Origin of the sequence: Micromonospora sp. CA-249363 (assembly GCF_050950185.1) — a bacterium.
Taxonomy (GTDB): Bacteria; Actinomycetota; Actinomycetes; order Mycobacteriales; family Micromonosporaceae; genus Micromonospora.
Genome location: NZ_CP192020.1, coordinates 6142310 through 6165096, shown reverse-complemented (window position 1 = coordinate 6165096; position 22787 = coordinate 6142310). Strand labels below are relative to the sequence as shown.

Sequence of the window (22787 nt, the reverse complement as noted above, 5' to 3'; positions counted from 1 at the left end):
TTCAGGGCCGCGCTGGTCGGGCCGCGCTGGTCGGGCGTGGCCGGTCGCGTGGCGCTGGTCGGGCAGCTCCGGCAGGGCGGGCCGGTCGGGCGGCGCGGTCGGGCGGCTCTGGTAGGGCGGGGCCGGTCGTGCGGCTCTGGTAGCGCGCGGCGCGGTCGGGCGGCGGTCGGCCGTGTGGTGGCCGAGGGGCGGGGCGTCACGGGCGGGCGGTGGCGGGGCCGCTAGGCTGGCTAACCGTGCTCGTACTCGTGGTGGACAGCTCGACCCCCGCGGTGACCGCCGCGTTGGTGGAGATCTCGGCGGATGGCGTCACGTCCCGGGCGCACCGGTGCACGGTCGATGCCCGCGCGCACGGTGAACTGCTCGCGCCGCAGGTCGACGCGGTCCTCGCCGACGCCGGCGCGCGCCCGCGCGACCTGGGCGCGATCGTCGCCGGGCTCGGCCCCGGGCCGTTCACCGGGCTGCGGGTCGGCCTGGTCACCGCCGCGACAATGGGGCAGGTGCTCGGCATTCCGACGTACGGCGTCTGTTCCCTGGACGCCATCGGCCACCCGGCGGCGGCCGGCGAGCCGGTGCTGGCCGCCAGCGACGCCCGCCGCAAGGAGCTGTACTGGGCTGTCTACGACGGCGCCGGTCAGCGGATCGTCGGGCCCGAGGTGTCGTCGCCGGCGGTCGCTGCCGCCCGCGCCCGTGAGCTGGGCGCGACGGTCGCGGTCGGCGACGGAGCACACCGGTACGCCGAGACTCTGGACCTGCCGGTCCGGGTCGAGCCGCGCTACCCGGAGGCCACCGTGCTGGCGCTGCTCGCCGCCGAGCGGATCCGGGCCGGCGCGCCCGGCGAGCGACTCACCCCGCTCTACCTGCGCCGTCCGGACGCCGTGGCGGCCACCGGTCGCAAACCGGTCCTCCCGTGACGTCGGTACGGCTGGAACCGTTCCGCTGGTGGCACGTCGAGCAGGCGATGCCGCTCGAGGCGGACCTGTTCGGCGCCGGGCAGTGGTCGCCCGCCATGTTCTGGAACGAGCTGGCCAACGGGCACCACTACCGGGTCGCGACCGACGACGACGGGTCGGTGCTCGGCTACGCCGGGCTCGCCGGCGCCCCACCCGACGAGGTGTGGGTGCAGGTCATCGCCGTCCGGCGGGACGTCCAGCGGCGTGGCATCGGCCGCGTCCTGCTGGAGGAACTGCTCGCCGAGGCGAACCGTCGGGGCGCCCGCAGCACCCTGCTGGAGGTGGCCGTGGACAACGCCGCCGCCCAGCGCCTCTACGCGACGTACGGGTTCGAGCCGATCGGGGTGCGTCGCGGCTACTACCAACCGAGCAACACCGACGCGCTGGTCATGCGGCGCGACGCCGAGCCGACCGGGGACGGACCACACGACCATGGCTGACGAACCGCTGATCCTGGGCATCGAGACCTCGTGCGACGAGACCGGCGTCGGCATCGTACGGGGGCACACCCTGCTGGCCGACGCGCTCGCGTCCAGCGTCGAGGAGCACGCCCGTTTCGGGGGCGTGGTGCCGGAGGTGGCCAGCCGGGCCCACCTCGAAGCCATCGTGCCGACCATGCAGCGGGCACTCACCGACGCCGGCGTCACCCTCGCCGACATCGACGCCATCGCGGTCACCTCCGGGCCCGGTCTGGCCGGCGCGCTGCTCGTCGGCGTCGCCGCCGCCAAGGGGTACGCGCTGGCCGCCGAGAAGCCGGTGTACGGCGTCAACCACCTCGCCGCACACGTGGCGGTGGACACCCTGGAGCACGGCCCGCTGCCCGAGCCGGCCATCGCGCTGCTGGTCTCCGGCGGCCACTCGTCCCTGTTGCTGGTCGACGACCTGGCCCGGGGCGTCACCCCGCTCGGCGCCACCATCGACGACGCGGCCGGCGAGGCGTTCGACAAGGTGGCCCGGCTGCTCGGGTTGCCGTTCCCGGGCGGTCCGCCGATCGACCGCGAGGCCCGCGCGGGTGACGCCGCCTCGATCGCCTTCCCCCGGGGCCTGACGGCCGCCAAGGACCTGGCCGCGCACCGGTACGACTTCTCGTTCTCCGGTCTGAAGACGGCCGTGGCCCGATGGGTGGAGGCACGGCAGCGCGCCGGCGAGCCCGTACCGGTCGCCGACGTGGCCGCGTCCTTCCAGGAGGCGGTCTGTGACGTGCTGACCAACAAGGCGATCGCCGCCTGCCGGGCGCAGGGAATCGAGACGCTGGTGATCGGCGGGGGAGTGGCGGCGAACTCCCGGCTGCGGGCGATGGCCGAGGAGCGGGCCGAGAAGTACGGCATCCGGGTCCGGGTGCCGCGGCCGAAGCTGTGCACCGACAACGGTGCGATGGTGGCCGCGCTCGGATCGCACCTGGTCGCCGCCGGGGTCGCGCCGAGCCGGCTGGACCTGCCGGCCGACTCGGCGCTGCCGTTGACCACGGTCAGCGTGTGACGGGGACGCCGGAGATGATCGTTCGGATGTGGGAGGCGCGCGCCGAGGCGTACGGCGTCGCCGACCTGATCACCTGGGTGTGCGACACCGCCCTGCCCGAGCTGGAGCACGACCCGCTCCACGTGTCCAGCGAGGTCTTCTCGTCCACCGACCACCGGGTCGTGGTCATCTCCAAGTGGCGCAGCAACCCGCGCCCGCTGCCCGATCCGCCTGCCCTGCTGGTGGCCCGCGCCCCGCACTCCTGGGACTTCACCCAGGTCGACCGCTGACTCCGGGCCACCTCCACGGTCGGTCAGCTACGGCGCAGCATCCGGTAGGTGGCGATCCCGCCGGTGCCGAGGGCGGCGAGGAAGACCAACCAGACGACGGTGCTGCTCACCCCGACCTGCGGTCCCGCGTTCGCGCCGGCGGCAGCGAGCAGGCCGTCCTTGCCGGGCGCGGGCAGCGCGGCCGGCGGCAGCTCGGGCCACCGGACCAGGCCGGTCGACTCCAGCATCTGCATGTGGTGCTGCACGAAGGCGTTGGCGTCCTCGCACAGCTTGCGGACGGTGGCGTCCCGGGTGCTGGCCCGCACCGCCCCGATCACCGGGAAGATCTTGCCGTGGGCCACCCGGAGCCGGGTCACGAAGATCTGGTCGAACCGGGCGCCGGAGGCGTTCTGCATCTCCGACAGCCAGCCCTTCTGTTCGGCCGTCGGCTCGCTCGGGATGGTCGCGCCCAGCTTGTTGGCCGCGTCCACGACGAGCTGGTCGAGCCGCTGGTGTTCACCGGCGATGCCGGCGCCGATCTCGCGTACCTTCGCCGACTGTCCCTTCTCGGCGGCCATCTGGCCGGCCGGCATCTCCCACAGCCCGGCCAACCGCACGCCGTTGAGCAGCGTCATGTCGGCGGCGTTGAGCTGCTGCCCACCGGCGGGGGCGGCGATGGCCACGCCGGGCAGGACACCGACCCCCGCGATGATCGCGATGAGCAACATCGCCGCGCGGTGCATCCGGGTTCCCGGCCGGGGACGGGCGGTTCTGAGCGGTGCCATGTCTGCGGTGCCTCCTCGGTCCGGACCGAAACGCGTCTGGACCGGGCAGCCGCACTCTGCCGGCCGCCCGTCCGCCCACTGGTACGGACTGATCGTCCGATCAGTTCATTCGGGCGGGCCGTGGAAATGCCGACGACGGGTCGGAACGGGCTGCGTGTGCGACGCGGTTCAGCGGGTGACGGCGAGGAAGCCGCCGAGCAGCAGCAGGGTGAGCGCGGCGACGGCGAAGAGCACCAGCAGCTCGCGGCGACCGTGCCCGATCCCGCCGTCGCCCGTCGTCGCGGCCGCCGGATCGGCCAGGGGCGGCAGGTCCCGGGTCAGGGCGGCGAGGTCACCGAGGGTGCGGGAGGTCCACACCGCGCCGACCCGCTCGGAGAACTCGTCCAGGGTGAGTCGGCCCACCGTGGTGTGCCGGTGCAGCTCGGCGACCACCCGGTGACGGTCGTCGTCGGAGGCGCGCAGCTCGACGTCCACGCCGGACAGCGTACGCGGGTCAGCCCACGTCGAGGGGGTCGGCGAGCAGTCGTTCGAAGGCCAACTCGGCGGCCCCGATCAGGGGTGCGTCCGCACCGAGTTGCGGGGTGCGCAGCCGGACGTGCTCCAGACACGCACCGAGGGCGTTGGAGTTGAGTCGACTGCGGATCTGGGCCGCCGCCGCGAGGTAGAGGTCGCGCATGGTGCCGCCGAAGATGACCATCTCGGGGTTGAAGACGTTGACCAGGTTGGCGACCCCGAAGCCGAGCCAGTCACCCGCTTGGCGCACCGCCGTCTGGGCGCGGGCGTCCCCCCGGTCGGCGGCGTCGAACACGGCCAGCAGCGCGTCGCGTCCCCGCGCGTCGGAGCGTCCGGCCGCCCGCAGCAGGCCGTGCTCGCCGATCTCGGTCTCCCAGCAACCCCGTGCGCCGCACTCGCAGGGCATGCCGTCGCGGACCACCTTCATGTGCCCGACCTCGCCGCCGTAGCCACCGTGTCCGGTCAGGCGACGCCCACCCGCGATGATGCCGGCGCCGACGCCGACATCGCCGTACAGGTAGATGACGTTGTCGCAGCCGGCCGCGACGCCCCTGGTGTGCTCGGCGAACGCCGCCACGTCGGCCACGTTGCCGACCGTGACCGGCACGTCGAGGCTCATCTCGGCCCCGAGCGCCGCGCCGATCGGTTCGTCCACCCAGCCGGTGGTGGGACCGAGCCGTACCAGGCCGTCCTCCCGGCGGACCATGCCGCAGACCGCGACGCCGGTGCCGACGCAGATCGCGCCGCCCGGAACCGCCTGCTGCATCTCCTTGACGGCGCCGGCCAGCATCGGCGCGGCCTCCGCGGCGAGCAGGCCGCGCGGGCGGTCCAGCTCCCGGCGGTCCAGCACCGCGCCGCCCAGACCGACCCGCGCGGCCCGCAGGCGGTCCACCTCGACGGAGTACGCGTACGCGTACACCCGGGCCGACTCGGGCCGGACGACAATTGACGGTCGTCCGGCCCGGCCGGTCTCCTTCGGCGTTCCCTCGCTGACCAGCCCGACGCCGGCCAGGTCGGCGGTGAGCGCGCCGATGGTGCTCCGGTTCAACCCCAGTGCCGTGGTGAGTTCGGCGCGGGTGGTCGCCCCGTGGACGTGCACGTACCGCAGCAGGGCCCCGAGGTTCTGCCGGCGGACCTCCTCCTGGCTGGGTGCCGTGCGCATGCTGGTGCTACCTCCCGCGGTCAGCGGGTGCCGGTGGCTGCCGCACGACGGCGGGAGAGCGCGTCGACGCTCGCGGCGAGCAGGAGCACGACGCCGGTGACCACGTACTTGACTCCCGCGCTGTACCCCATCAGGCCCATTCCGTTCTCGATGACCGCGACCACCGCGCCGCCGAGCACGGCGTCCAGGACGCGGCCCTTGCCGCCGAAGAGGCTGGTGCCACCGATGACGGCCGCGCCCACGGCGTAGAGCAGTACGTTGCTGCCGCCCGTGTTCGGGTCGACCGAGTTGGCCCGGCTGGCTGCCACGATGCCCCCGACGGCGGCCATCGACGAGCAGATCATGAACACCGAGATCCGGATGCGGTCGACGCCGATGCCGGCCCGGCGGGCCGCTTCCCGGTTGCCGCCCACGGCGTAGATGTGCCGGCCGTAGCTGGTGCGTTGCAGGACGAACGTCCACACGACCAGCAGCACCGCGATGATCGGCACCACGATCGGCACGCCCTTGAGCGAGCTGATCAGGACGTTGCGGCTGCGTTCCAGGTTGAGGACGTACACCGCCGTGCCGAGGATGATGGCGAGCCCGGCGATCCGCAGCGCCACCACGGCGATCGGGTCACTGATCAGGCCTCGGGCCACCCGGTTGCGGTGACGCAGCAGTTGCACCGCCGCGTAGCCGACGACGGCGAGGATGGTCAGCGCCCAGCCCAGGGTGGGGCTGAGGTTGCGGTTGGCGATGGCGACCAGCACGTCGTCGCGTACGGAGATGTTGGTGCCCTCCTTCACCAGCAGCAGCACGATGCCCTGGAAGGCGAGGAAGCCGGCGAGGGTGACCACGAAGGACGGGATGCCGACCTTCGCGACGAGCATGCCGAGGCTGGTGCCGATGACCAGACCGGTGGCGATCGCGGCGAGCACGGCGACCCACCAGGGGTAGCCGAGCACGGTGACCACGTTTGCCAGTACCGCCGCGCAGACGCCGCTGGCGAAGCCGGCGGAGAGGTCGATCTCGCCGAGCAGCAGTACGAAGACCAGGCCCATCGCGATCAACGTGACCGCCGCGCCCTGGGTGAAGAGGTTGGCGAAGTTGCCCGCCGACAGGAACGACGAGGGCCGCATGACCGCGAACACGGTGCAGAGCACGATGAGACCGAGTACGGCCGGCAACGCGCCGACGTCGCCACCGCGTACCCGACTCAGGTAGTTGCGGGCGTGCCCCCCGACGGTCGGCGCCGGTGTGACGGCCGCCGGGCCGTCCTTGCGCACGGCGGTGGTGGTCATCGGTCGCCTCCTGGAATCGAATCGGCCGGCTGCGGGCCGTCGCCGTTGCTGCCCGGCTCGGTGGCGAGGCCGAGCCCGCCCGAGCGCCCGGCGGTGATCAGCTCGACGATCTGGGCGTGGGTGATGTCGGTGGTCTTCACCTGGGCGACCATCTGGCCGAGGTAGAGCGCCGCGATGCGGTCGGCGACGGCGAAGACGTCGTTCATGTTGTGCGAGATGAGCACCACGGCCAGGCCGTTGTCGGCGAGGCGGCGGACGAGTTCGAGCACCTGGGCGGTCTGCGCCACGCCGAGCGCCGCGGTCGGCTCGTCCAGGATGACGAGCTTGCTGTTCCACAGCACCGCCTTGGCGATGGCCACGGTCTGGCGCTGACCACCGGAGAGGCTGGAGACGTGCTGGCGCAGCGAGGTGACGGTGCGGACGGAGAGCCCGGCCAGCGTCTCGGCGGCGAGCTGTTCCATGGTCGGCTCGTCCAGGACGAGACCGCTGCGCTTCTCGCGGCCGAGGAACATGTTCTGCACGATGTCCAGGTTGTCGCAGAGCGCCAGGTCCTGGTAGACGACCTCGATGCCGAGGGCGGCGGCGTCGCGGGGGCTGCCGATGTGCACCGGTTCGCCGTTGAACAGGAATTCGCCGGCGTCGGTGGGGTGGATGCCGCTGATGCACTTCACCAGGGTCGACTTGCCGGCGCCGTTGTCGCCGACCAGCGCGGTCACTTCACCCGGGTGGACGGTCAGGGCGACGTCGCGGAGCACCTGGACGGGACCGAAGCTCTTGTCGATCCCGCGGAGCTCCAGCAGGGGGGTCGCGGACACGGGGGTCTCCTTCTTAAGGGAGGGTCGGGGCCCGTCCGGCGGGCGCCGCCCGGCACGGGAGGGGTGCTCCCGTGCCGGGCGGCGGTGGTCGTCCCGGCGGGTACTGCGGCGTCGGTCAGCTGATGCCGGCGTCGGCGCAGGCCTTGGCGTACGCCGCGGTGCAGACCTCTTCCTTGGTCACGTAGCCGTCGGCGATGACGTCCTTGATGTTGTCCTTGTAGATGGCCTTCGGGGTGAGCAGCACCGACGGGACGTCGCGGTTGCCCTCCGGGTCCTTGACCGTCTGGCCGGTGTCCTTCTTCTCGCCCTTGGCGAGCGCGATGGCCAGGTCGGACGCGGCCTTCGCCTCTTCGCGGACGGCCTTGTAGACGGTCATGCACTGGTCACCGGCGAGGATGTTCTGCAGGCCCTCGGTGCTGGCGTCCTGGCCGGTCACCGGCACCTTGCCGTTGAGCTTGTTCTTCTTGAGGATCGAGATGGCGGCGTTGCCGAGGCCGTCGTTGGCGGACAGCACACCGTCGATCTTGCCGTTGGCCTTGGTGAGCTGCTGCTCGAAGATCGTCGCGGCCTGGGCGTTGTCCCACGCCGGCACGGCGTCCTCGGGGCCCTTGACGTATTCCTTGGAGTCGAACTTCGGCTTGAGCACCGAGTCGTACCCGTTCTTGAACAGGGTGGCGTTGTTGTCGGTGGGGGAGCCGTTCAGGTACGCCACGACGGGGTTCTTGGCGCCCTTCTCGGTCAGGCACTTCGACAGGCCCTCGCCCTGGAGCTTGCCGACGACCTCGTTGTCGAAGCTGACGTAGTACTGGGCGGAGCCGCCCAGGGTGAGCCGGTCGTAGTCGATGGTGGCGACACCCTGCGACTTGGCCTTGTCGAGCACGGCCTTGCCGGTGCCGGAGTCCAGGTTGACGATCATCAGGGCGGTGACGCCGCTGGTGATCATCTGGTCGGCGATGGTCTGGAAGGCGGTCTTGTCGTTCTGGGCGTTCTGGATGTCGTACTTGACGCCCGCGGCCTTGAACGCCTCCTCCAGGAAGCGACGGTCCGCGGTCTCCCAGCGGGCCGAGGACTTGCTGTCCGGGAGGATCACGCCGATCTTCGGGGTCTTGGCGGAGCCGCCGGCGTCGGAGCCGGAGTCGTCGTCGCCGCACGCGGTCAAACCGCCGGTCGCGAGCAGGCCCACGGCGGCGATGGTGAGGATCCCCTTACGCATGTGCAGGGTCCTTTCGGAGGTGGGGGAAGGTGTTGTTTTGTTGTGTCCGGCAACGTATTCCGCGTCACACCAGCACCACAAGACCGCGCAGGTCCCAAGTTTGTTGGAAGCGATAACAATTCAGCAACGCGACTGTTACCCGCCGAACATCCCACGAAAGGGCGATGTAACGACAGGTCAGCGTGCCTGCAACGGCGCGGTACGGGCCTCCGTCAACGCCACCAGATCCGCCGCCGCCAGTTCGAGTTGCAGCCCGCGCCGACCAGCGGAGACGTAGATCGTCGGCAGGTCCAGTGCGGACTCGTCGACCACAGTGGGCAGACGCCGACGCTGCCCGAGCGGGCTGATCCCGCCCCGCACGTAGCCGGTGGCCCGTTCGGCGACCGTCCGCTCGGCGAGGGCCGCCCGCTTGCCACCGACCGCCGCCGCGAGCGCCTTGAGGTCCAACTCGCCGGTCACCGGTACGACCGCCACGGTGAGGACACCGTCCACCTCGGTCACCAGCGACTTGAAGACCCGCTCCGGCACCACATCGAGCGCCGCGGCCACCAGGGCGCCGTAGTTCGGGGCGTCCGGCGACACCCGGTACGGGTGGGTGCGATGCGCGATCCCGCGCTTGGCCAGTAGTGCCGTTGCCGGAGTGCCCTGTCCCGCCACGCCCCGAACCTAGTCGACCGGCCGGCCGATCAGCACGGTCGGCGCTCCGGCCACCCGGGTCAGCACCAGGCTCGCCGCCTGGTCGCCGGCCAGGCGCAGGTCCCGCCGCAACTGCTCCGGCGTCAGCGCCGAACCCCGCTTCAGGATCTCCACCCGGCCCACCCGACGTTCGCGCAGCAGTGCCCGCAGGCGCTTGAGCGAGAACGGCAGCACGTCGGTGATCTCCAGGCAGCGCGCGTACGGGGTGCGGATCGGCTGGTCGGCGTAGAGGTACGCGATGCTCGGGTCGGCCAGGGTGGCGTCCAGCTCCGCGGCCAGCTCGGCGACGAGGTGCGCGCGGACCACCGCCGGGTCCGGGTCGTACAGGTAGCGGCGCGGCGCTCCGACCGGCGCCTCCGTGTCGCCCGAGCCGGTGAGCTGGTGGATCTCCCTCCGGTACACGCTGGCGCGGCGGGGCACCTCGGCCAGCTCGCCGCACCAGAGGGTGGCCTCGACCAGGTCGCCGTCCACGCCGACCCACTCCGCCTCCGCGCCGGCCGGGATGAGCGCGTGATCCAGGCCCGGCGCCACCTTCACCACCGTGCGCGGCACCCGCTCGGCCAGGCCGGTCACGAAGTCCCAGGGCGGCGAGTAGGCACGTGGATCGAAGATCCGTCGTCCGGTGCCGGTGGCCCGTCGGGCCGGGTCGCAGAAGACCCCGTCCACGCGTGACACGTCGAACGCGGTCGCGTCGCCGCACTCGACCGTGAACAGGTCGGCCAGCCCGGCGGCGGCGGCATTGGCGGCGGCCATCGCGGCGGTCACCGGGTCGGCCTCCACCCCGTACACCCGGATGCCGGCACGGGCGGCGGCCAGCGCGTCGGCGCCGAGGCCGCACCCGAGGTCGGCCAGGGTGCGCACGCCGGCCGCGCGCAGCCGGGCGGCCCGCCGGTCGGCGACCACCCGGCGGGTGGCCTGTTCCAGGCCGGGGCGGGTGAGGAACATCCCGGCGGCGGCCGGGCCGAACTTGCCCACCGCCCGGTGGCGCAGCTCGGCCTGGGTGAGAGCCGCCGCCGCCAGCGTGGGGGGCACCCCGGCCGCGCGTAGCGCCGACGCCGCGGTCAGTGGATCGCCGCCGGCCAGCTCGGCCGCCGCCGCGAGGGCGGCCGACCCCTCGGGGGTACGCAGTGCCGCCAGCTGATCGAGATCCACCTGCCCATTTTCCCGGTCGAGTTGAAAATCCCGCTGGCGGGGCGCGACGCGCTGGCACTCTCCTTGACGGAGTGCTAGCCACGGAATAACCTGCGATTAGCACTCTCACCCTGAGGGTGCCAGCTTCCGGGTCTCGCGACCCGGGTGCGCACGCCAGGCGGACCGGCACCCGCGACGACGGTCCCGCCCGGTGGCATGAGGCAGATTGACGCTGGTCAGCCCCGCTGTCCGGCAACGAAACCAGTACCCCAGGAGGGTATGCCCGTGACTACCGCGACCAAGGTTGCGATCAAGCCGCTCGAGGACCGCATCGTGGTCCAGGCGAACGAGGCTGAGACCACCACGGCGTCGGGCATCGTGATCCCCGACACCGCCAAGGAGAAGCCGCAGGAGGGCACCGTCCTCGCTGTCGGTCCGGGGCGCGTCGACGACAACGGCAACCGGGTTCCGGTTGACGTGCAGGTCGGCGACACCGTCCTCTACTCGAAGTACGGCGGCACCGAGGTCAAGTACGCCGGCGAGGAGTACCTGGTGCTCTCCGCCCGCGACGTCCTCGCGGTCATCGAGAAGTAAGCAACCGATCAGTGTCGCTGCCCCGGTCCGGCTCGCCGGGCCGGGGCAGCGGCGCTTCGAAGGGACATTCATGGCGAAGATCCTCAGCTTCTCGGACGACGCCCGACACCTGCTGGAGCACGGTGTCAACGCCCTCGCTGACGCGGTCAAGGTCACCCTCGGCCCGCGCGGGCGCAACGTCGTCCTGGACAAGAAGTTCGGTGCGCCGACGATCACCAACGATGGCGTGACCATCGCGAAGGAGATCGAGCTCACCAACCCCTACGAGAACCTCGGCGCGCAGCTGGTCAAGGAGGTGGCGACCAAGACCAACGACGTCGCCGGCGACGGGACCACCACCGCGACCGTGCTGGCGCAGGCGATGGTCCGTGAGGGCCTGCGCAACGTGACCGCCGGGTCCAACCCGGCCGGCCTCAAGCGGGGCATCGACGCGGCGGCCGCCAAGGTCTCCGAAGCGCTGCTCGGCCGGGCCGTCGAGGTCGCCGGCAAGGAGTCGATCGCGAACGTGGCGACGATCTCCGCGCAGGACGCCACCATCGGCGAGCTGATCGCCGAGGCGATGGAGCGGGTCGGCCGCGACGGTGTCATCACCGTCGAGGAGGGCTCGATGCTCACCACCGAGCTGGACGTGACCGAGGGTCTCCAGTTCGACAAGGGCTTCATCTCGCCGAACTTCGTCACCGACCTGGAGGGTCAGGAGTCCGTCCTGGAGGACGCGTACATCCTGGTCACCACCCAGAAGATCTCGGCGATCGAGGAGCTGCTGCCGCTGCTGGAGAAGGTCCTGCAGAACAGCAAGCCCCTGCTGATCATCGCCGAGGACGTGGACGGCCAGGCGCTCTCCACCCTGGTGGTCAACTCGCTGCGCAAGACCCTCAAGGTCTGCGCGGTCAAGGCCCCGGGCTTCGGTGACCGTCGCAAGGCCATGCTCCAGGACATCGCGATCTCCACCGGCGCCGAGCTGGTCGCCCCGGAGCTGGGCTACAAGCTCGACCAGGTCGGCCTGGAGGTCCTCGGCACCGCCCGGCGCGTCGTGGTCGACAAGGAGAACACCACGATCGTCGACGGCGGCGGCCAGAAGACCGAGGTCGACGACCGGGTGGCTCAGATCCGCAAGGAGATCGAGGCCTCCGACTCCGACTGGGACCGGGAGAAGCTGGCCGAGCGGCTGGCGAAGCTCTCCGGCGGCATCGCCGTGATCAAGGTGGGCGCGGCGACCGAGGTCGAGATGAAGGAGCGCAAGCACCGCATCGAGGACGCCATCGCGGCGACCAAGGCCGCGGTCGAGGAGGGCACCGTGCCCGGCGGCGGCGCCGCCCTGGTGCAGATCCTTCCCGTCCTCGACGACGACCTGGGCTTCACCGGCGAGGAGAAGGTCGGCGTCTCGATCGTGCGCAAGGCGCTGGTCGAGCCGCTGCGCTGGATCGCGCAGAACGCCGGCCACGACGGTTACGTCGTGACCCAGAAGGTCGCCGGCATGTCGTGGGGCAGCGGCCTCGACGCGGCCACCGGCGAGTACGGCGACCTGGTCAAGTCCGGCATCATCGACCCGGTGAAGGTGACCCGCAACGCCGTCACCAACGCCGCGTCGATCGCCGGCCTGCTGCTCACCACGGAGAGCCTCGTGGTGGAGAAGCCGGAGCAGCCCGAGCCGGCTGCCGCCGGTGGCGGACACGGACACGGCCACCAGCACGGCCCGGGCTTCTGACCCGGTAGCGACACCCGTTCCGGGGCACACCGTCGTACGGCGGTGTGCCCCGGTTTCGTCTGCGTGAGCATTACCAAGCGGTGACGTCGTTGGCGACCGGCCGAGATGATCGCGCACACTGGGCCGATGAGCACGACGTCACGGCGGTACGCCGCGCTGGCCGGAGTCACCGCTGCCGCCGTCGCGATCGGCATCGCGGAGCCGGTGGCGGTGTTGACCGGCCCCCGGTCGGCGCCACTGGTCGCGGTCGGCGGGGTGGTCGTCGACGCCGTTCCCGAGCCGCTCAAGCAGTTCGCCATCGACGTCTTCGGCACCGCCGACAAGATCGCCCTGCTGACCGGGACGGCCCTGCTGCTGGCCGGGTTCGCGGCCCTGCTCGGAATGCTGGCGATCCGCCGGCTGGCGCTGGGCCTGGCTGGTATCGCGGCGTTCGGCGTCGTCGGTGTGGCCGCCGCCGTGACCCGTCCGGGCGCGGACGTCTTCGACGCGTTGCCGTCGGTGGTCGGCGGCACGCTCGGCGCCCTGGTGCTCTGGCTGTTCATCGCCGGTCCGTTCGAGCTGGACCCCTGGCCCTGGACGTCGCCCGCGCCGCTGTCGCCGACCGCTCCTGGCAGCTCGTCGGCCGGGCTCGATGACGCGTCGACCGCTCCTGCTGGCGCGTCGACGGCTCCTGCTGGCGCGTCGGCCGGGGCTGCTGGCTCGTCGGCCGGGGCTGGCGAGGCGCCGGTGTCGCCCGCCGGGCCGCCCACGTCGGTGACTCCGGCCGCGCCGGTCCAGGGTGTCGACCCGGAGTCGCGCCGGCGGTTCCTCACCGGCACGGGAGTGCTGCTCGGTACGGCGGCCGTGGCCGGTCTCGGCGGGCGTTGGTTGGCCGGGCGGCGGGGCGTCTCGGCCGCCCGGGACGCGATCCGGTTGCCGGCACCGGCCGTTCCCGCACCGGCCGTGCCGGCGGGCGCGGACCTGTCACTGGCGCAGCTCGCGCCGTACGTCACCCCGAACTCCGGGTTCTACCGGATCGACACCGCCCTGGTGGTGCCCCAGGTGAACCCGGACACCTGGCGGCTGCGCATCCACGGCAGGGTGGGTACCGAACGCACGTACACCTACGCGGACCTGCTGGCCCGGCCGCTGGTCGAGCGGTACGTGACGCTCGCCTGCGTCTCCAACGAGGTCGGTGGCGACCTGATCGGCAACGCGCGCTGGCTCGGCGTACCGCTGCGGGAACTGCTGGACGAGGTCCAGCCGGACGAGGACGCCGACCAGGTCGTCGGCCGGTCGGTCGACGGCTGGACCTGCGGTACCCCCACCGCCGCGCTGCGCGACGGGCGGGACGCGCTGCTGGCGATCGGCATGAACGGAGAGCCGCTGCCGGTCCAGCACGGCTTCCCCGTGCGGATGGTGGTGCCCGGCCTCTACGGCTACGTGTCGGCCTGCAAGTGGGTGACCGAGCTGGAGCTGACGCGCTTCGCCGACTTCGACGCGTACTGGGTGCCGCGCGGCTGGTCCGCCCAGGGGCCGATCAAGACCCAGTCGCGGATCGACGCGCCACGACGGCGCAACCGGTTGACCGCCGGCCCGGTGACGGTGGCCGGTGTGGCCTGGGCGCAGCACCGGGGCATCAGCCGGGTCGAGGTACGCGTCGACGACGGCCCCTGGCAGGAGGCGGAGCTGGCCCCGACGGTGTCGGTGGACACCTGGGTCCAGTGGTCCTGGCGCTGGGACGCCACGCCGGGCGAGCACCGTCTCCAGGTCCGGGCAACGGACGCGACCGGCGAGACCCAGACCGAGCGCACCCAGAGCGTCGCCCCGGACGGTGCCACCGGCTGGCACACGGTCCCGGTGAACGTCCGCTGATCCCGCCGGCGGCCAGGGTGGCGATCCACCGACCTGCCGACGCGCCAACCACCGACCACCGACCGCCGGCCACCGACCACGACCAACGTCCTTTGCTCTGCTTCCATCCAGGAAACACCCGGCGTCCGGATACCGGACACCGGGTGTTTCCTCCGCTGAAGCAGAGCAAAGGACTACCGAAGCATCTGCGACCCCATCGCTTGTGGCGCGGGGTGGAACGGGCGTCGGGAGGAACGAGCGTGGGGCGAGAGGGGCCGGCCTGGTCGATCCGTCAGCGGTGTCGGGTCAGGCCACGTTGCGCTGGGCCGGAACCGTCGACTTGTGCGGGCGGCCCAGACGGGCCTCCAGGCGGGCCACGTCGACCCGGATCTGCCGGCGGTCCGCCAGGTCCTCCCAGCCGACGGCGAGCAGGCGTAGCCGCTCCGACTCGCTGAAGCCGCCCCACACGCCGTACGGCTCGCGGACGGACAGCGCGTGTGCGGCGCACTCGGCGCGGACCGGGCAGGCGCGGCAGACCGACTTGGCCGAGGACTCCCGCCGCAGTCGCGAGGACCCACGCTCCCCGTCCGGGTGGAAGAACTGAGCGCTGTCCCGGCCTCGGCAGGCACCGAGCCGCTGCCAGTCCCAGAGGTCGACGATGGGTCCGGGCAGTCTACGTACGTTCGACATCAGCACCCCTCCTCCCGCGCGGCACCGCGAGAATGCTTGTGGCCGGCTTCCGGGCGGCGGGCCGCGCAGGCGCACCGTTCCCGGCCTGGACACCCCGGTACCCGGGTCGTTGCCGGCTCACACGTCTGTGATCCAAAACGCCTGGCAACATGCGGCTTTTGCCCCATCTGTCGGAAAAGTTCAGATGATTGCCGGGAACCTCCTCCCCAGTCGACGCCGTCATGGTCTGCTCGTGTGCGGAGAGGAGACCATCACAGTGCGTACCGTTCTTGTGTGCGTTCGGACACCGCTCGCGGCTCAGCACCTCACTTCTGCTGCCGCACGGCTGGGCTTGTCCGCGATCGTTCGTACCGCCGTCTCCGATCCCGAGGTGATGTTGCGACTCGCCGAACGACCGGCCGACGTGGTCCTGGCCGACACGGCCCTCACCCGGCCGGACAGCGCGGGCTTCGTCCGCCGGGTGCTGGCCCGCGCGCCGCAGGCCGCGGTCGTGCTGCTCGGCACCGAGGAGTCCGAGGCGGCGGCGGCGACCATCAGCGCCGGTGCCCGCGGTTTGATCCAGAACGCCGACCACGACCTGACCAGCGCGGTGGCCAAGGCCCTGCTCCTGCTGACCGCCCCCGGCCGGGCCTCCCGGCAGCGGGTCACCGACCCGGCGCGGGACGCGGCGGCGGTCGGTGGCTCGGGCCGCTCCGCATCGTCGGTACGCGGCGCCGCGGAGCCCGGCTGGACCGCCGCCACCGGCGACGGGCTGGCGGGCGTGGCCTCGGTACCCGTGCAGCGGGGTGACGACGAGGTCGAGTCGGCGGCCGACGGGACCACCACCGGGCAGTCCGACGCTGTCCGGCCCGGCCCGGGCGCCCGTGGCGGCCGCTCGTCGATCGGGCTCACCGAACGCGAACTCCAGGTGCTGCTGGGGATGGCCGAGGGCAAGAGCAACGCGGAGATCGGCCGGGAACTGTTCGTCTCGGAGGACACCGTCAAGACCCACGCGCGACGGCTGTTCCGCAAGCTCGGCGCCCGGGACCGCGCCCACGCGGTCGCCGCCGGCTTCCGGGCCGGCCTGGTCTCCTGAAGCCGCGCCGCACCCGGTCGCGCCGTTCCGCCGTGATCAGCGCCCTGATCGTGCTCGAACCTGGAAGTAGTGGGCGGGACCTCAGTCGGCGGTGGTGGTGGCGCCCGGTTCGTCCTCGGTGCCCTCGGTCAGGGTGTCATGCACCCCGTCGGCGTACCCACGGGCGTAGTCCCAGGTCACGTAGTGATCCGGATCCGGGTCGTACGCCGGCTCGTGCACGCGGGGCCGCCCCGAGTTGAGCAGGTGTCGCAGGTTGCCCCGCAGCAGGTCCCAGTCGAAGTAGTGCGGTTCCCGGCAGTCCTCGCATTCGATGACCAGCCCGCGCACCCCGATCGGCGCCAGCAGGGCCTGGTAGATCTCCAGGTCGGCGAGGTCCTCCAGCACGTCCTGTCGCTCGACGTCGGTCAGCGGATCCGGCGTCGTGTCGTCGCCCGGATCGTCCAGCCCGGCGGTCGGGTCGGCCGGGTCGCCGTTGAACGGGTCGATGGGCTCGTCGTGCACCCTCTCACCGTAGACCCAACGCGGCGGGAACGTCCGCCCCCGGGCACCGCGCCGAGGCAACCGCCGCCGATCCAGGTCGCGCAGGTCACTGGGTACGATGGGACGACGTGCCGGCACCGCGGCGTGTTCCGGTGCCCGCCCGCGCCACCTCGCTGAAGCCCATCCGAGCAGCTCAGGGGAGCAATCGTGGAAAATTCGCCCAGCACTGATCTTCCGGCCGGCGTCGAGCACGCCGACCTGGGCGGCCACCTGCCCGAGCTGCCCGCCGGCTCGGCCCGGGTCGTTCCGCTCGGCCTCACCTTCGACGACGTGCTGCTTCAGCCGGGCGAGTCGGACGTCGTGCCCAGCCGGGTCAACACCCGGACGAAGCTCACCCGCAACGTCGAACTGACCGTCCCGCTGCTGTCCAGCGCCATGGACACGGTCACCGAGGCGCGGATGGCGATCGCCATGGCCCGCCAGGGTGGCATCGGCGTGCTGCACCGCAACCTCTCCCTGGAGGACCAGGCGCTCCAGGTCGACCTGGTCAAGCGCTCCGAGTCCGGCATGATCACCAACCCGGTGACCGCCAGCCCGGACGACACGCTGCGCGAGGTCGACGAGCTGTGCGGGCGGTACCGGATCTCGGGCGTCCCGGTGGTGGACGGCAACGGCCAACTGGTCGGCATCGTCACCAACCGCGACATGCGCTTCGTCACCGAGCCGGACACCCCGGTCCGCGAGATCATGACGCGGACGCCGTTGGTCACCGCCCAGGTCGGGGTGAGCAAGGACGAGGCGCTCACGCTGCTGCGCCAGCACAAGGTCGAGAAGCTGCCGATCGTCGACGACTCCGGTCGGCTGCGCGGGCTGATCACCGTGAAGGACTTCACCAAGAGCGAGCAGTACCCGAACGCCACCAAGGACGACGCGGGCCGGCTGCGGGTGGCCGCCGCCGTCGGTGTCGGCGAGGACTCGTACAAGCGGGCGCGCACGCTCGTCGACGCGGGCGTCGACGTGCTGATCGTGGATACGGCGCACGGGCACCAGAGGGCCGTGCTGGACATGGTCCGCCGGCTCAAGAAGGACGTCACGATCGACATCGTGGGCGGCAACGTGGCCACGTACGCCGGCGCGAAGGCGCTGGTCGAGGCCGGCGCCGACGGCGTCAAGGTGGGTGTGGGCCCGGGCGCGATCTGCACGACCCGGATCGTCGCCGGTGTCGGCGTCCCCCAGATCACCGCGATCATGGAGGCGGCCCGTGCCGCCCGCCCCGCCGGCGTGCCGGTGATCGGCGACGGTGGCATCCAGTACTCGGGCGACATCGCCAAGGCCCTGGTCGCCGGCGCCGACACGGTCATGCTCGGCAGCCTGCTGGCCGGCTGCGAGGAGAGCCCCGGCGAGCTGATCTTCATCAACGGCAAGCAGTACAAGGCGTACCGCGGGATGGGCTCGCTCGGCGCGATGCAGTCCCGGGGGCAGGCCAAGTCGTACTCGAAGGACCGGTACTTCCAGCAGGACGTGCTCGCCGAGGACAAGCTGGTCCCCGAGGGCGTCGAGGGCCAGGTGCCCTACCGGGGCCCGCTGTCCGCGGTCGCCCACCAGCTCATCGGCGGGCTGCGGGCCGCCATGGGGTACGTCGGCGCGGAGAGCATCCCCGAGCTGCACCGGCGTGGCCAGCTGATCCGGATCACCGCGGCCGGGCTCAAGGAGAGCCACCCGCACGACATCCAGATGACCGTCGAGGCGCCCAACTACCACTCCCGCTGACCATCCCCCAACAATCTGGAGTCCCCCATGCGTGACGTGGTCGAGATCGGGCTGGGCAAGACCGCGCAGCGCGGCTACCACCTGGACGACATCGCCATCGTGCCGAGCCGCCGGACCCGGGACGTCGACGACGTCTCGACCGCGTGGCAGCTCGACGCATACCCGTTCGGTATCCCCTGCGTCGGGCACCCCTCGGACGCCACGATGAGTCCGTCGTCGGCGGTCCGGCTCGGCCAGCTCGGTGGTCTCGGCGTGCTCAACGTCGAGGGGCTGTGGACCCGCTACGAGAACCCGACGAAGATTCTGGACGAGCTGGCCGGCCTCGACGAGGAGGCCCGTGCCACCAAGCGCCTCCAGGAGGTGTACGCGGAGCCAATCCGTCCCGACCTGATCGCCGAGCGGGTGCGTGAGCTGCGCGCCGGCGGGGGCACGGTGGCGGTGCGGGTCTCCCCGCAGCACACCCTCGCGCTGGCGCCGGTGATCCTGGACGCCGGGGTGGACATCCTGGTCATCCAGGGCACCATCGTCTCGGCCGAGCACGTGTCGACGACCGACGAGCCGCTGAACCTCAAGGAGTTCATCGCCGACCTCGACCTGCCGGTGATCGTCGGCGGCTGCACGGACTACAAGACGGCGCTGCACCTGATGCGGACCGGCGCGGCCGGCGTGATCGTGGGCATCGGCGGCGACGAGTGGTCGACGACCGAGTCGGTGCTCGGCATCCGGGTGCCGATGGCCACCGCCATCGCGGACGCCGCGGCGGCCCGCCGGGACTACCTCGACGAGACCGGTGGCCGGTACGTGCACCTGATCGCCGACGGCGACATCCAGACCTCCGGTGACATCGCCAAGGCCCTCGGCTGCGGCGCGGACGCGGTGATGCTCGGCGAGCCGTTGTCGCTCTGCGACGAGGCGCCGGCCGGTGGCGCGTGGTGGCACTCGGCGGCGAGCCACCCGTCGCTGCCCCGGGGTGCCTTCGAGGTGTCCGGTGAGCCGCTCGGCTCGATGGAGCAGCTGCTGTTCGGCCCGGCGGACGAGGCCGACGGCCAGCTCAACCTGTTCGGTGGGCTGCGCCGGGCCATGGCCAAGTGCGGCTACCGCGACCTCAAGGAGTTCCAAAAGGTCGGCCTGGTCCTCGACCGCTGACGCTCTCCCCGTACCCGCTGAAGGCCGGCCCCGCGACGCTGCGGGGCCGGCCTTCGCGTTACTTCTTGAGGTAGATGGTCAAGTCCGACATGTTGCGGTAGCTGAGCGCCGCGAAGTCCAGTGACTGGGCCAACCGATGATCGTCAATACCGGCCTGAGGCCCGACGCCGCTGGCTACGCTCGTCGTGACCGGGAGTCGGCACCGAGGGAGTCGTGCATGGTCCGGGGCGGACGGAGACCGCACGGCCGTCGGCTGACCGCCGTGGTGGCGGCGCTGGGCTGCGCCCTCGCGCTGACCCCGGCCGGCTGCACGGGCGACGACGACGGCTTCCGGCCCGGTGCGGCGGACGCCGGTGACCCGTACGTGCCGGGCCGCGGCAACGGCGGCTACGACGTCACGCACTACGGGCTGGACGTCCGCTACGACCCGGGGACCGACCGGCTCACCGGTCGGGCCACCATCACGGCGACCGCCACCCAGGACCTGTCCCGGTTCAACCTGGACCTGGTCGGCCTGACCGTCGACGAGGTCACCGTCGCCGACAAGCGCGCCCAGCACCGCCGCGACGACGGCGAACTGGTGGTGACCCCGCGAGACGGGCTCGCACGCGGCCGGTCGTTCACGGTGACCGTCGACTACGCGGGAGTGCCCACCCCCGTCGACGACGGCGCGCTGGGCAGCGGCGGTTTCCTGCACACCGCCGACGGCGCCGTCGCTCTCGGCCAGCCCGAATCGGCGGCCACCTGGTTCCCGGTCAACGACCATCCGTCGGACAAGGCCAGCTACGACATCGCGGTGACCGTCCCGGACGGACTGTCCGCGTTGAGCAACGGGGTGCCCGGTCCACGGAGCAGCGCCGACGGGTGGACGACCTGGCACTGGTCGGAGCGCACCCCGATGGCCAGCTACCTGAGCACCCTCGTGATCGGGGACTACCGGGTGGTCACCGGCACCCACGCCGGAAGGCCGATGGTCACCGCGGTCGCGGCGAGCCTGCCGGCGAACGGTGGCGCGGCCGGCTCGGTGGCCCGCACCGGGGAGATCGTCGACTTCCTGGCCAGCCGCTTCGGCCCGTACCCCTTCGACTCGTACGGGGGGATAGTGGTCGCCGACGAGCGGATCGGGTACGCCTTGGAGACGCAGTCCCGGCCGGTGTACGGGCCCGCCTTCTTCACCGGCGACCGCCCCAACCCGGGGGTGGTGGCGCACGAGCTGGCCCACCAGTGGTTCGGCGACAGCGTGTCCCTGCGCAGGTGGAGCGACATCTGGCTCAACGAGGGCTTCGCCAGTTACGCCGAGTGGCTGTGGGAGGAGCACGACGGCGGCCGGACCGCGCAGCGCAACTTCGAGCTCCAGTACGCGTCGACCGACTGGTCGCAACCGTCGGTCGAGCCGGGCCGGGAGCGGATGTTCGGCACCGCCGTCTACAAGCGCGGCGCGCTCGCCGTGCACGCGCTGCGCCGGACGGTCGGCGACGACACCTTCTTCCGCATCCTGCGCACCTGGACGTCCGAGGGGGCGACCGGAAACGCCACCACCTCCGACTTCGTGGCGCTGGCCGAACGGGTGGCCGACCGGCCGCTCCGGCCCCTCCTCGACGCCTGGCTGATCGGCGGGGCGGCTCCGACCCTGCCGTGACGACGCCGTGATCATCTGTCGATAGGCTGCCGCCTGCGATCGGGCAGGAGCGCCGGTCGCGCGGGGCGGCGAAACCTCCCCGCACCGGGCGTACGGGGAGGGTTCGTGATGCGGGGTACGCGGCACAGGCTGCGGGCGGGCGTCGGTCTACTGGTGACCGGGGCGCTCGTGATGTCCGGGTGCGACTCGTCCACTCCGGAGGCGGCGGCGCCGTCGCCGAGCGCGTCCCCGACGCCGTCGCGGGCCTTCACGGCCGGCGCGGCCGGAGTCGGCGACGCGTACTTCCCCAGCTACGGCAACGGCGGGTACGACGTCGGGAAGTACACCGTCAAGGTGCGCTACGACCCGGCGAAGGACCGGTTGACGGGTACGACCACCGTGCAGGCCACGGCGACCGCCGACCTGTCGACCTTCAACCTGGACCTGGCGGGCCTGACCGTCAGGACGGTCACCGTGGACGCCGCGCCGGCCACCCATACCCGGAACAAGAACGAGCTGGTCATCACGCCGGCGGCCGGTCTCATCACGGGCAACGGGTTCGTGGTGGAGATCGCGTACGAGGGTGTGCCGAAGCCGCTCAAGAACGAGGTGCTCGGCGAGGGCGGGTTCCTGCACACAGCCGACGGCGCCATCGCGCTGGGCCAGCCCGAGTCGGCGAGCACCTGGTTCCCGGTCAACGACCACCCGTCGGACAAGGCCGCGTACGACTTCGAGATCACCGTCCCGCAGGGTCTGACCGCCGTCAGCAACGGTGTGCCCGGCGGCAGCACCACCACGGACGGCTGGACCACCTGGAAGTGGTCGGAGAAGTCGCCGATGGCCAGCTACCTGAGCAACGTGGTGATCGGCAAGTTCCGGATCACCACGGGCCAGCACAAGGGGAAGCCGGTCTACAGCGCGGTCACCACCAAGGTGGCCAAGGGCGCGTCCGACGCGTCGATCGCGCAGACCGTCAAGGTGGCCGACTATCTGGAGACCGTCTTCGGGCCGTACCCGTTCGACGCGTACGGCGGTGTGGTGGTCTCGGACAGCCGGATCTCGTACGCGCTGGAGACGCAGAGCCGCCCGGTCTACTCGGCCGGTTTCTTCCGGCGGGGCGAGAACACCGAGGTGGTCGCCCACGAGCTGGCCCACCAGTGGTTCGGCGACAGCGTGGCGCTGGCCAAGTGGGAGGACATCTGGCTCAACGAGGGCTTCGCGACGTACGCGGAGTGGCTGTGGGCCGAGCACACCAAGGAGTACACCGCCAAGCAGGCCTTCGACATCCGGTACGAGCGGGTGCCCGCGCGGGTGTGGAAGACCCCGCCGGGCAAGCCGGGCGTGAAGGAGTTGTTCAGCGAGTCGGTCTACCAGCGCGGCGGGATGACCCTGCACGCGCTGCGGGTGGCCGTCGGTGACAAGGCGTTCTTCGAGATCGTCAAGACCTGGGCGGCGGAGAAGCGCAACGGCACCGCCACCACCGCCGAGTTCGTGGCCCTCGCCGAGCGGATCTCCGGCAAGCAGCTCGACGCCCTCTTCAATGCGTGGCTGTACGGCACCAAGAAGCCCGCCGAACCCAAGAAGCTCTGACCCCA

22 protein-coding genes are annotated in these 22787 nt (G+C 71.9%); 12 read left to right on the top strand and 10 right to left on the bottom strand.

Annotated features, from left to right (window positions below; all coding sequences use genetic code 11):
- The first annotated feature begins 236 nt into the window (after window positions 1-236).
- The 4 genes from tsaB to ACQPZK_RS27520 are packed head-to-tail and all read left to right on the top strand — an operon-like array spanning window position 237 to window position 2701.
- A complete protein-coding gene (gene tsaB / locus ACQPZK_RS27535; RefSeq protein WP_433535713.1) occupies window positions 237-914 on the top strand; it encodes a tRNA (adenosine(37)-N6)-threonylcarbamoyltransferase complex dimerization subunit type 1 TsaB in 678 nt (225 codons plus the stop codon).
- On the top strand, window positions 911-1393 hold the full coding sequence (gene rimI / locus ACQPZK_RS27530; protein WP_433535712.1) for a ribosomal protein S18-alanine N-acetyltransferase: 483 nt from the start codon (window positions 911-913) through the stop codon (window positions 1391-1393). The genes tsaB and rimI overlap by 4 nt, the downstream gene beginning before the upstream one ends.
- Window positions 1386-2432: a tRNA (adenosine(37)-N6)-threonylcarbamoyltransferase complex transferase subunit TsaD gene (tsaD, locus tag ACQPZK_RS27525; RefSeq protein WP_433535711.1), complete on the top strand. Its 1047-nt coding sequence runs from the start codon at window positions 1386-1388 to the stop codon at window positions 2430-2432. The genes rimI and tsaD overlap by 8 nt, the downstream gene beginning before the upstream one ends.
- Window positions 2433-2446: 14 nt before the next feature.
- Window positions 2447-2701, top strand: coding sequence for a hypothetical protein (locus tag ACQPZK_RS27520; RefSeq protein WP_053660576.1), 255 nt, complete (start codon window positions 2447-2449; stop codon window positions 2699-2701).
- 23 nt (window positions 2702-2724) lie between these two features.
- Here the strand turns inward: ACQPZK_RS27520 and ACQPZK_RS27515 are convergent, their stop codons facing one another.
- From ACQPZK_RS27515 to ACQPZK_RS27480, 8 genes are all read right to left on the bottom strand, one after another.
- Window positions 2725-3465, bottom strand: a complete 741-nt coding sequence (locus ACQPZK_RS27515; RefSeq protein WP_433535710.1) for a DUF4142 domain-containing protein — start codon at window positions 3463-3465, stop codon at window positions 2725-2727.
- 168 nt (window positions 3466-3633) lie between these two features.
- Complete coding sequence (locus tag ACQPZK_RS27510; RefSeq protein WP_433535709.1) at window positions 3634-3939, bottom strand: DUF1707 SHOCT-like domain-containing protein; 306 nt, start codon at window positions 3937-3939, stop codon at window positions 3634-3636.
- A gap of 19 nt (window positions 3940-3958) precedes the next feature.
- The gene (locus ACQPZK_RS27505; protein ID WP_433535708.1) at window positions 3959-5140 is read right to left on the bottom strand and encodes an ROK family protein; all 1182 of its coding nucleotides are present in this window, start codon (window positions 5138-5140) and stop codon (window positions 3959-3961) included.
- Window positions 5141-5160: 20 nt separating this feature from the next.
- The gene (locus ACQPZK_RS27500; protein ID WP_433535707.1) at window positions 5161-6423 is read right to left on the bottom strand and encodes a sugar ABC transporter permease; all 1263 of its coding nucleotides are present in this window, start codon (window positions 6421-6423) and stop codon (window positions 5161-5163) included.
- Window positions 6420-7238: an ATP-binding cassette domain-containing protein gene (locus ACQPZK_RS27495; protein WP_396804686.1), complete on the bottom strand. Its 819-nt coding sequence runs from the start codon at window positions 7236-7238 to the stop codon at window positions 6420-6422. Before ACQPZK_RS27495 ends, ACQPZK_RS27500 begins: the two co-directional genes overlap by 4 nt.
- 115 nt (window positions 7239-7353) lie before the next feature.
- The gene (locus ACQPZK_RS27490) at window positions 7354-8451 is read right to left on the bottom strand and encodes a sugar ABC transporter substrate-binding protein (RefSeq protein WP_433535706.1); all 1098 of its coding nucleotides are present in this window, start codon (window positions 8449-8451) and stop codon (window positions 7354-7356) included.
- 177 nt (window positions 8452-8628) lie between these two features.
- On the bottom strand, window positions 8629-9108 hold the full coding sequence (gene ybaK / locus ACQPZK_RS27485) for a Cys-tRNA(Pro) deacylase (RefSeq protein ID WP_433535705.1): 480 nt from the start codon (window positions 9106-9108) through the stop codon (window positions 8629-8631).
- A 9-nt stretch (window positions 9109-9117) separates the two neighbouring features.
- Window positions 9118-10299 (bottom strand): THUMP-like domain-containing protein, encoded by a 1182-nt coding sequence (locus ACQPZK_RS27480; RefSeq protein WP_433535704.1) that lies wholly within the window; start codon window positions 10297-10299, stop codon window positions 9118-9120.
- Window positions 10300-10557: 258 nt separating this feature from the next.
- Between ACQPZK_RS27480 and groES the strand changes: the two genes are divergently transcribed.
- From groES to ACQPZK_RS27465, 3 genes are all read left to right on the top strand, one after another.
- Window positions 10558-10872 (top strand): co-chaperone GroES, encoded by a 315-nt coding sequence (gene groES / locus ACQPZK_RS27475; RefSeq protein WP_030330046.1) that lies wholly within the window; start codon window positions 10558-10560, stop codon window positions 10870-10872.
- Window positions 10873-10942: 70 nt separating this feature from the next.
- Window positions 10943-12580 (top strand): chaperonin GroEL, encoded by a 1638-nt coding sequence (groL, locus tag ACQPZK_RS27470; RefSeq protein ID WP_433535703.1) that lies wholly within the window; start codon window positions 10943-10945, stop codon window positions 12578-12580.
- Between the two features lie 126 nt (window positions 12581-12706).
- On the top strand, window positions 12707-14434 hold the full coding sequence (locus tag ACQPZK_RS27465) for a molybdopterin-dependent oxidoreductase (RefSeq protein WP_433535702.1): 1728 nt from the start codon (window positions 12707-12709) through the stop codon (window positions 14432-14434).
- A 285-nt stretch (window positions 14435-14719) separates the two neighbouring features.
- Here the strand turns inward: ACQPZK_RS27465 and ACQPZK_RS27460 are convergent, their stop codons facing one another.
- Window positions 14720-15103, bottom strand: coding sequence for a WhiB family transcriptional regulator (locus ACQPZK_RS27460; protein WP_357126320.1), 384 nt, complete (start codon window positions 15101-15103; stop codon window positions 14720-14722).
- A 256-nt stretch (window positions 15104-15359) separates the two neighbouring features.
- On the opposite strand from ACQPZK_RS27460, the gene ACQPZK_RS27455 reads away from it, so the two are divergent.
- The gene (locus ACQPZK_RS27455) at window positions 15360-16178 is read left to right on the top strand and encodes a response regulator transcription factor (RefSeq protein WP_433535701.1); all 819 of its coding nucleotides are present in this window, start codon (window positions 15360-15362) and stop codon (window positions 16176-16178) included.
- A gap of 81 nt (window positions 16179-16259) precedes the next feature.
- Here the strand turns inward: ACQPZK_RS27455 and ACQPZK_RS27450 are convergent, their stop codons facing one another.
- Entirely contained in the window at window positions 16260-16679 is a 420-nt protein-coding gene (locus ACQPZK_RS27450) for a DUF5319 domain-containing protein (protein ID WP_433535700.1), read from the bottom strand.
- Window positions 16680-16865: 186 nt separating this feature from the next.
- Here ACQPZK_RS27450 and guaB point away from each other — a divergent pair, with 186 nt between their 5' ends.
- The 4 genes from guaB to ACQPZK_RS27430 all read left to right on the top strand — a co-directional run bounded on the left by guaB (window position 16866) and on the right by ACQPZK_RS27430 (window position 22782).
- The gene (guaB, locus tag ACQPZK_RS27445; RefSeq protein WP_433535699.1) at window positions 16866-18428 is read left to right on the top strand and encodes an IMP dehydrogenase; all 1563 of its coding nucleotides are present in this window, start codon (window positions 16866-16868) and stop codon (window positions 18426-18428) included.
- A 27-nt stretch (window positions 18429-18455) separates the two neighbouring features.
- Window positions 18456-19574 carry a GuaB3 family IMP dehydrogenase-related protein gene (locus ACQPZK_RS27440; protein WP_433535698.1) on the top strand — a complete coding sequence of 373 codons (1119 nt, stop codon included), beginning with the start codon at window positions 18456-18458 and terminating at the stop codon, window positions 19572-19574.
- Window positions 19575-19791: 217 nt separating this feature from the next.
- Window positions 19792-21213: a M1 family metallopeptidase gene (locus ACQPZK_RS27435; protein WP_433535697.1), complete on the top strand. Its 1422-nt coding sequence runs from the start codon at window positions 19792-19794 to the stop codon at window positions 21211-21213.
- A gap of 108 nt (window positions 21214-21321) precedes the next feature.
- Window positions 21322-22782, top strand: coding sequence for a M1 family metallopeptidase (locus ACQPZK_RS27430; protein ID WP_433539334.1), 1461 nt, complete (start codon window positions 21322-21324; stop codon window positions 22780-22782).
- Window positions 22783-22787 lie beyond the last annotated feature (5 nt).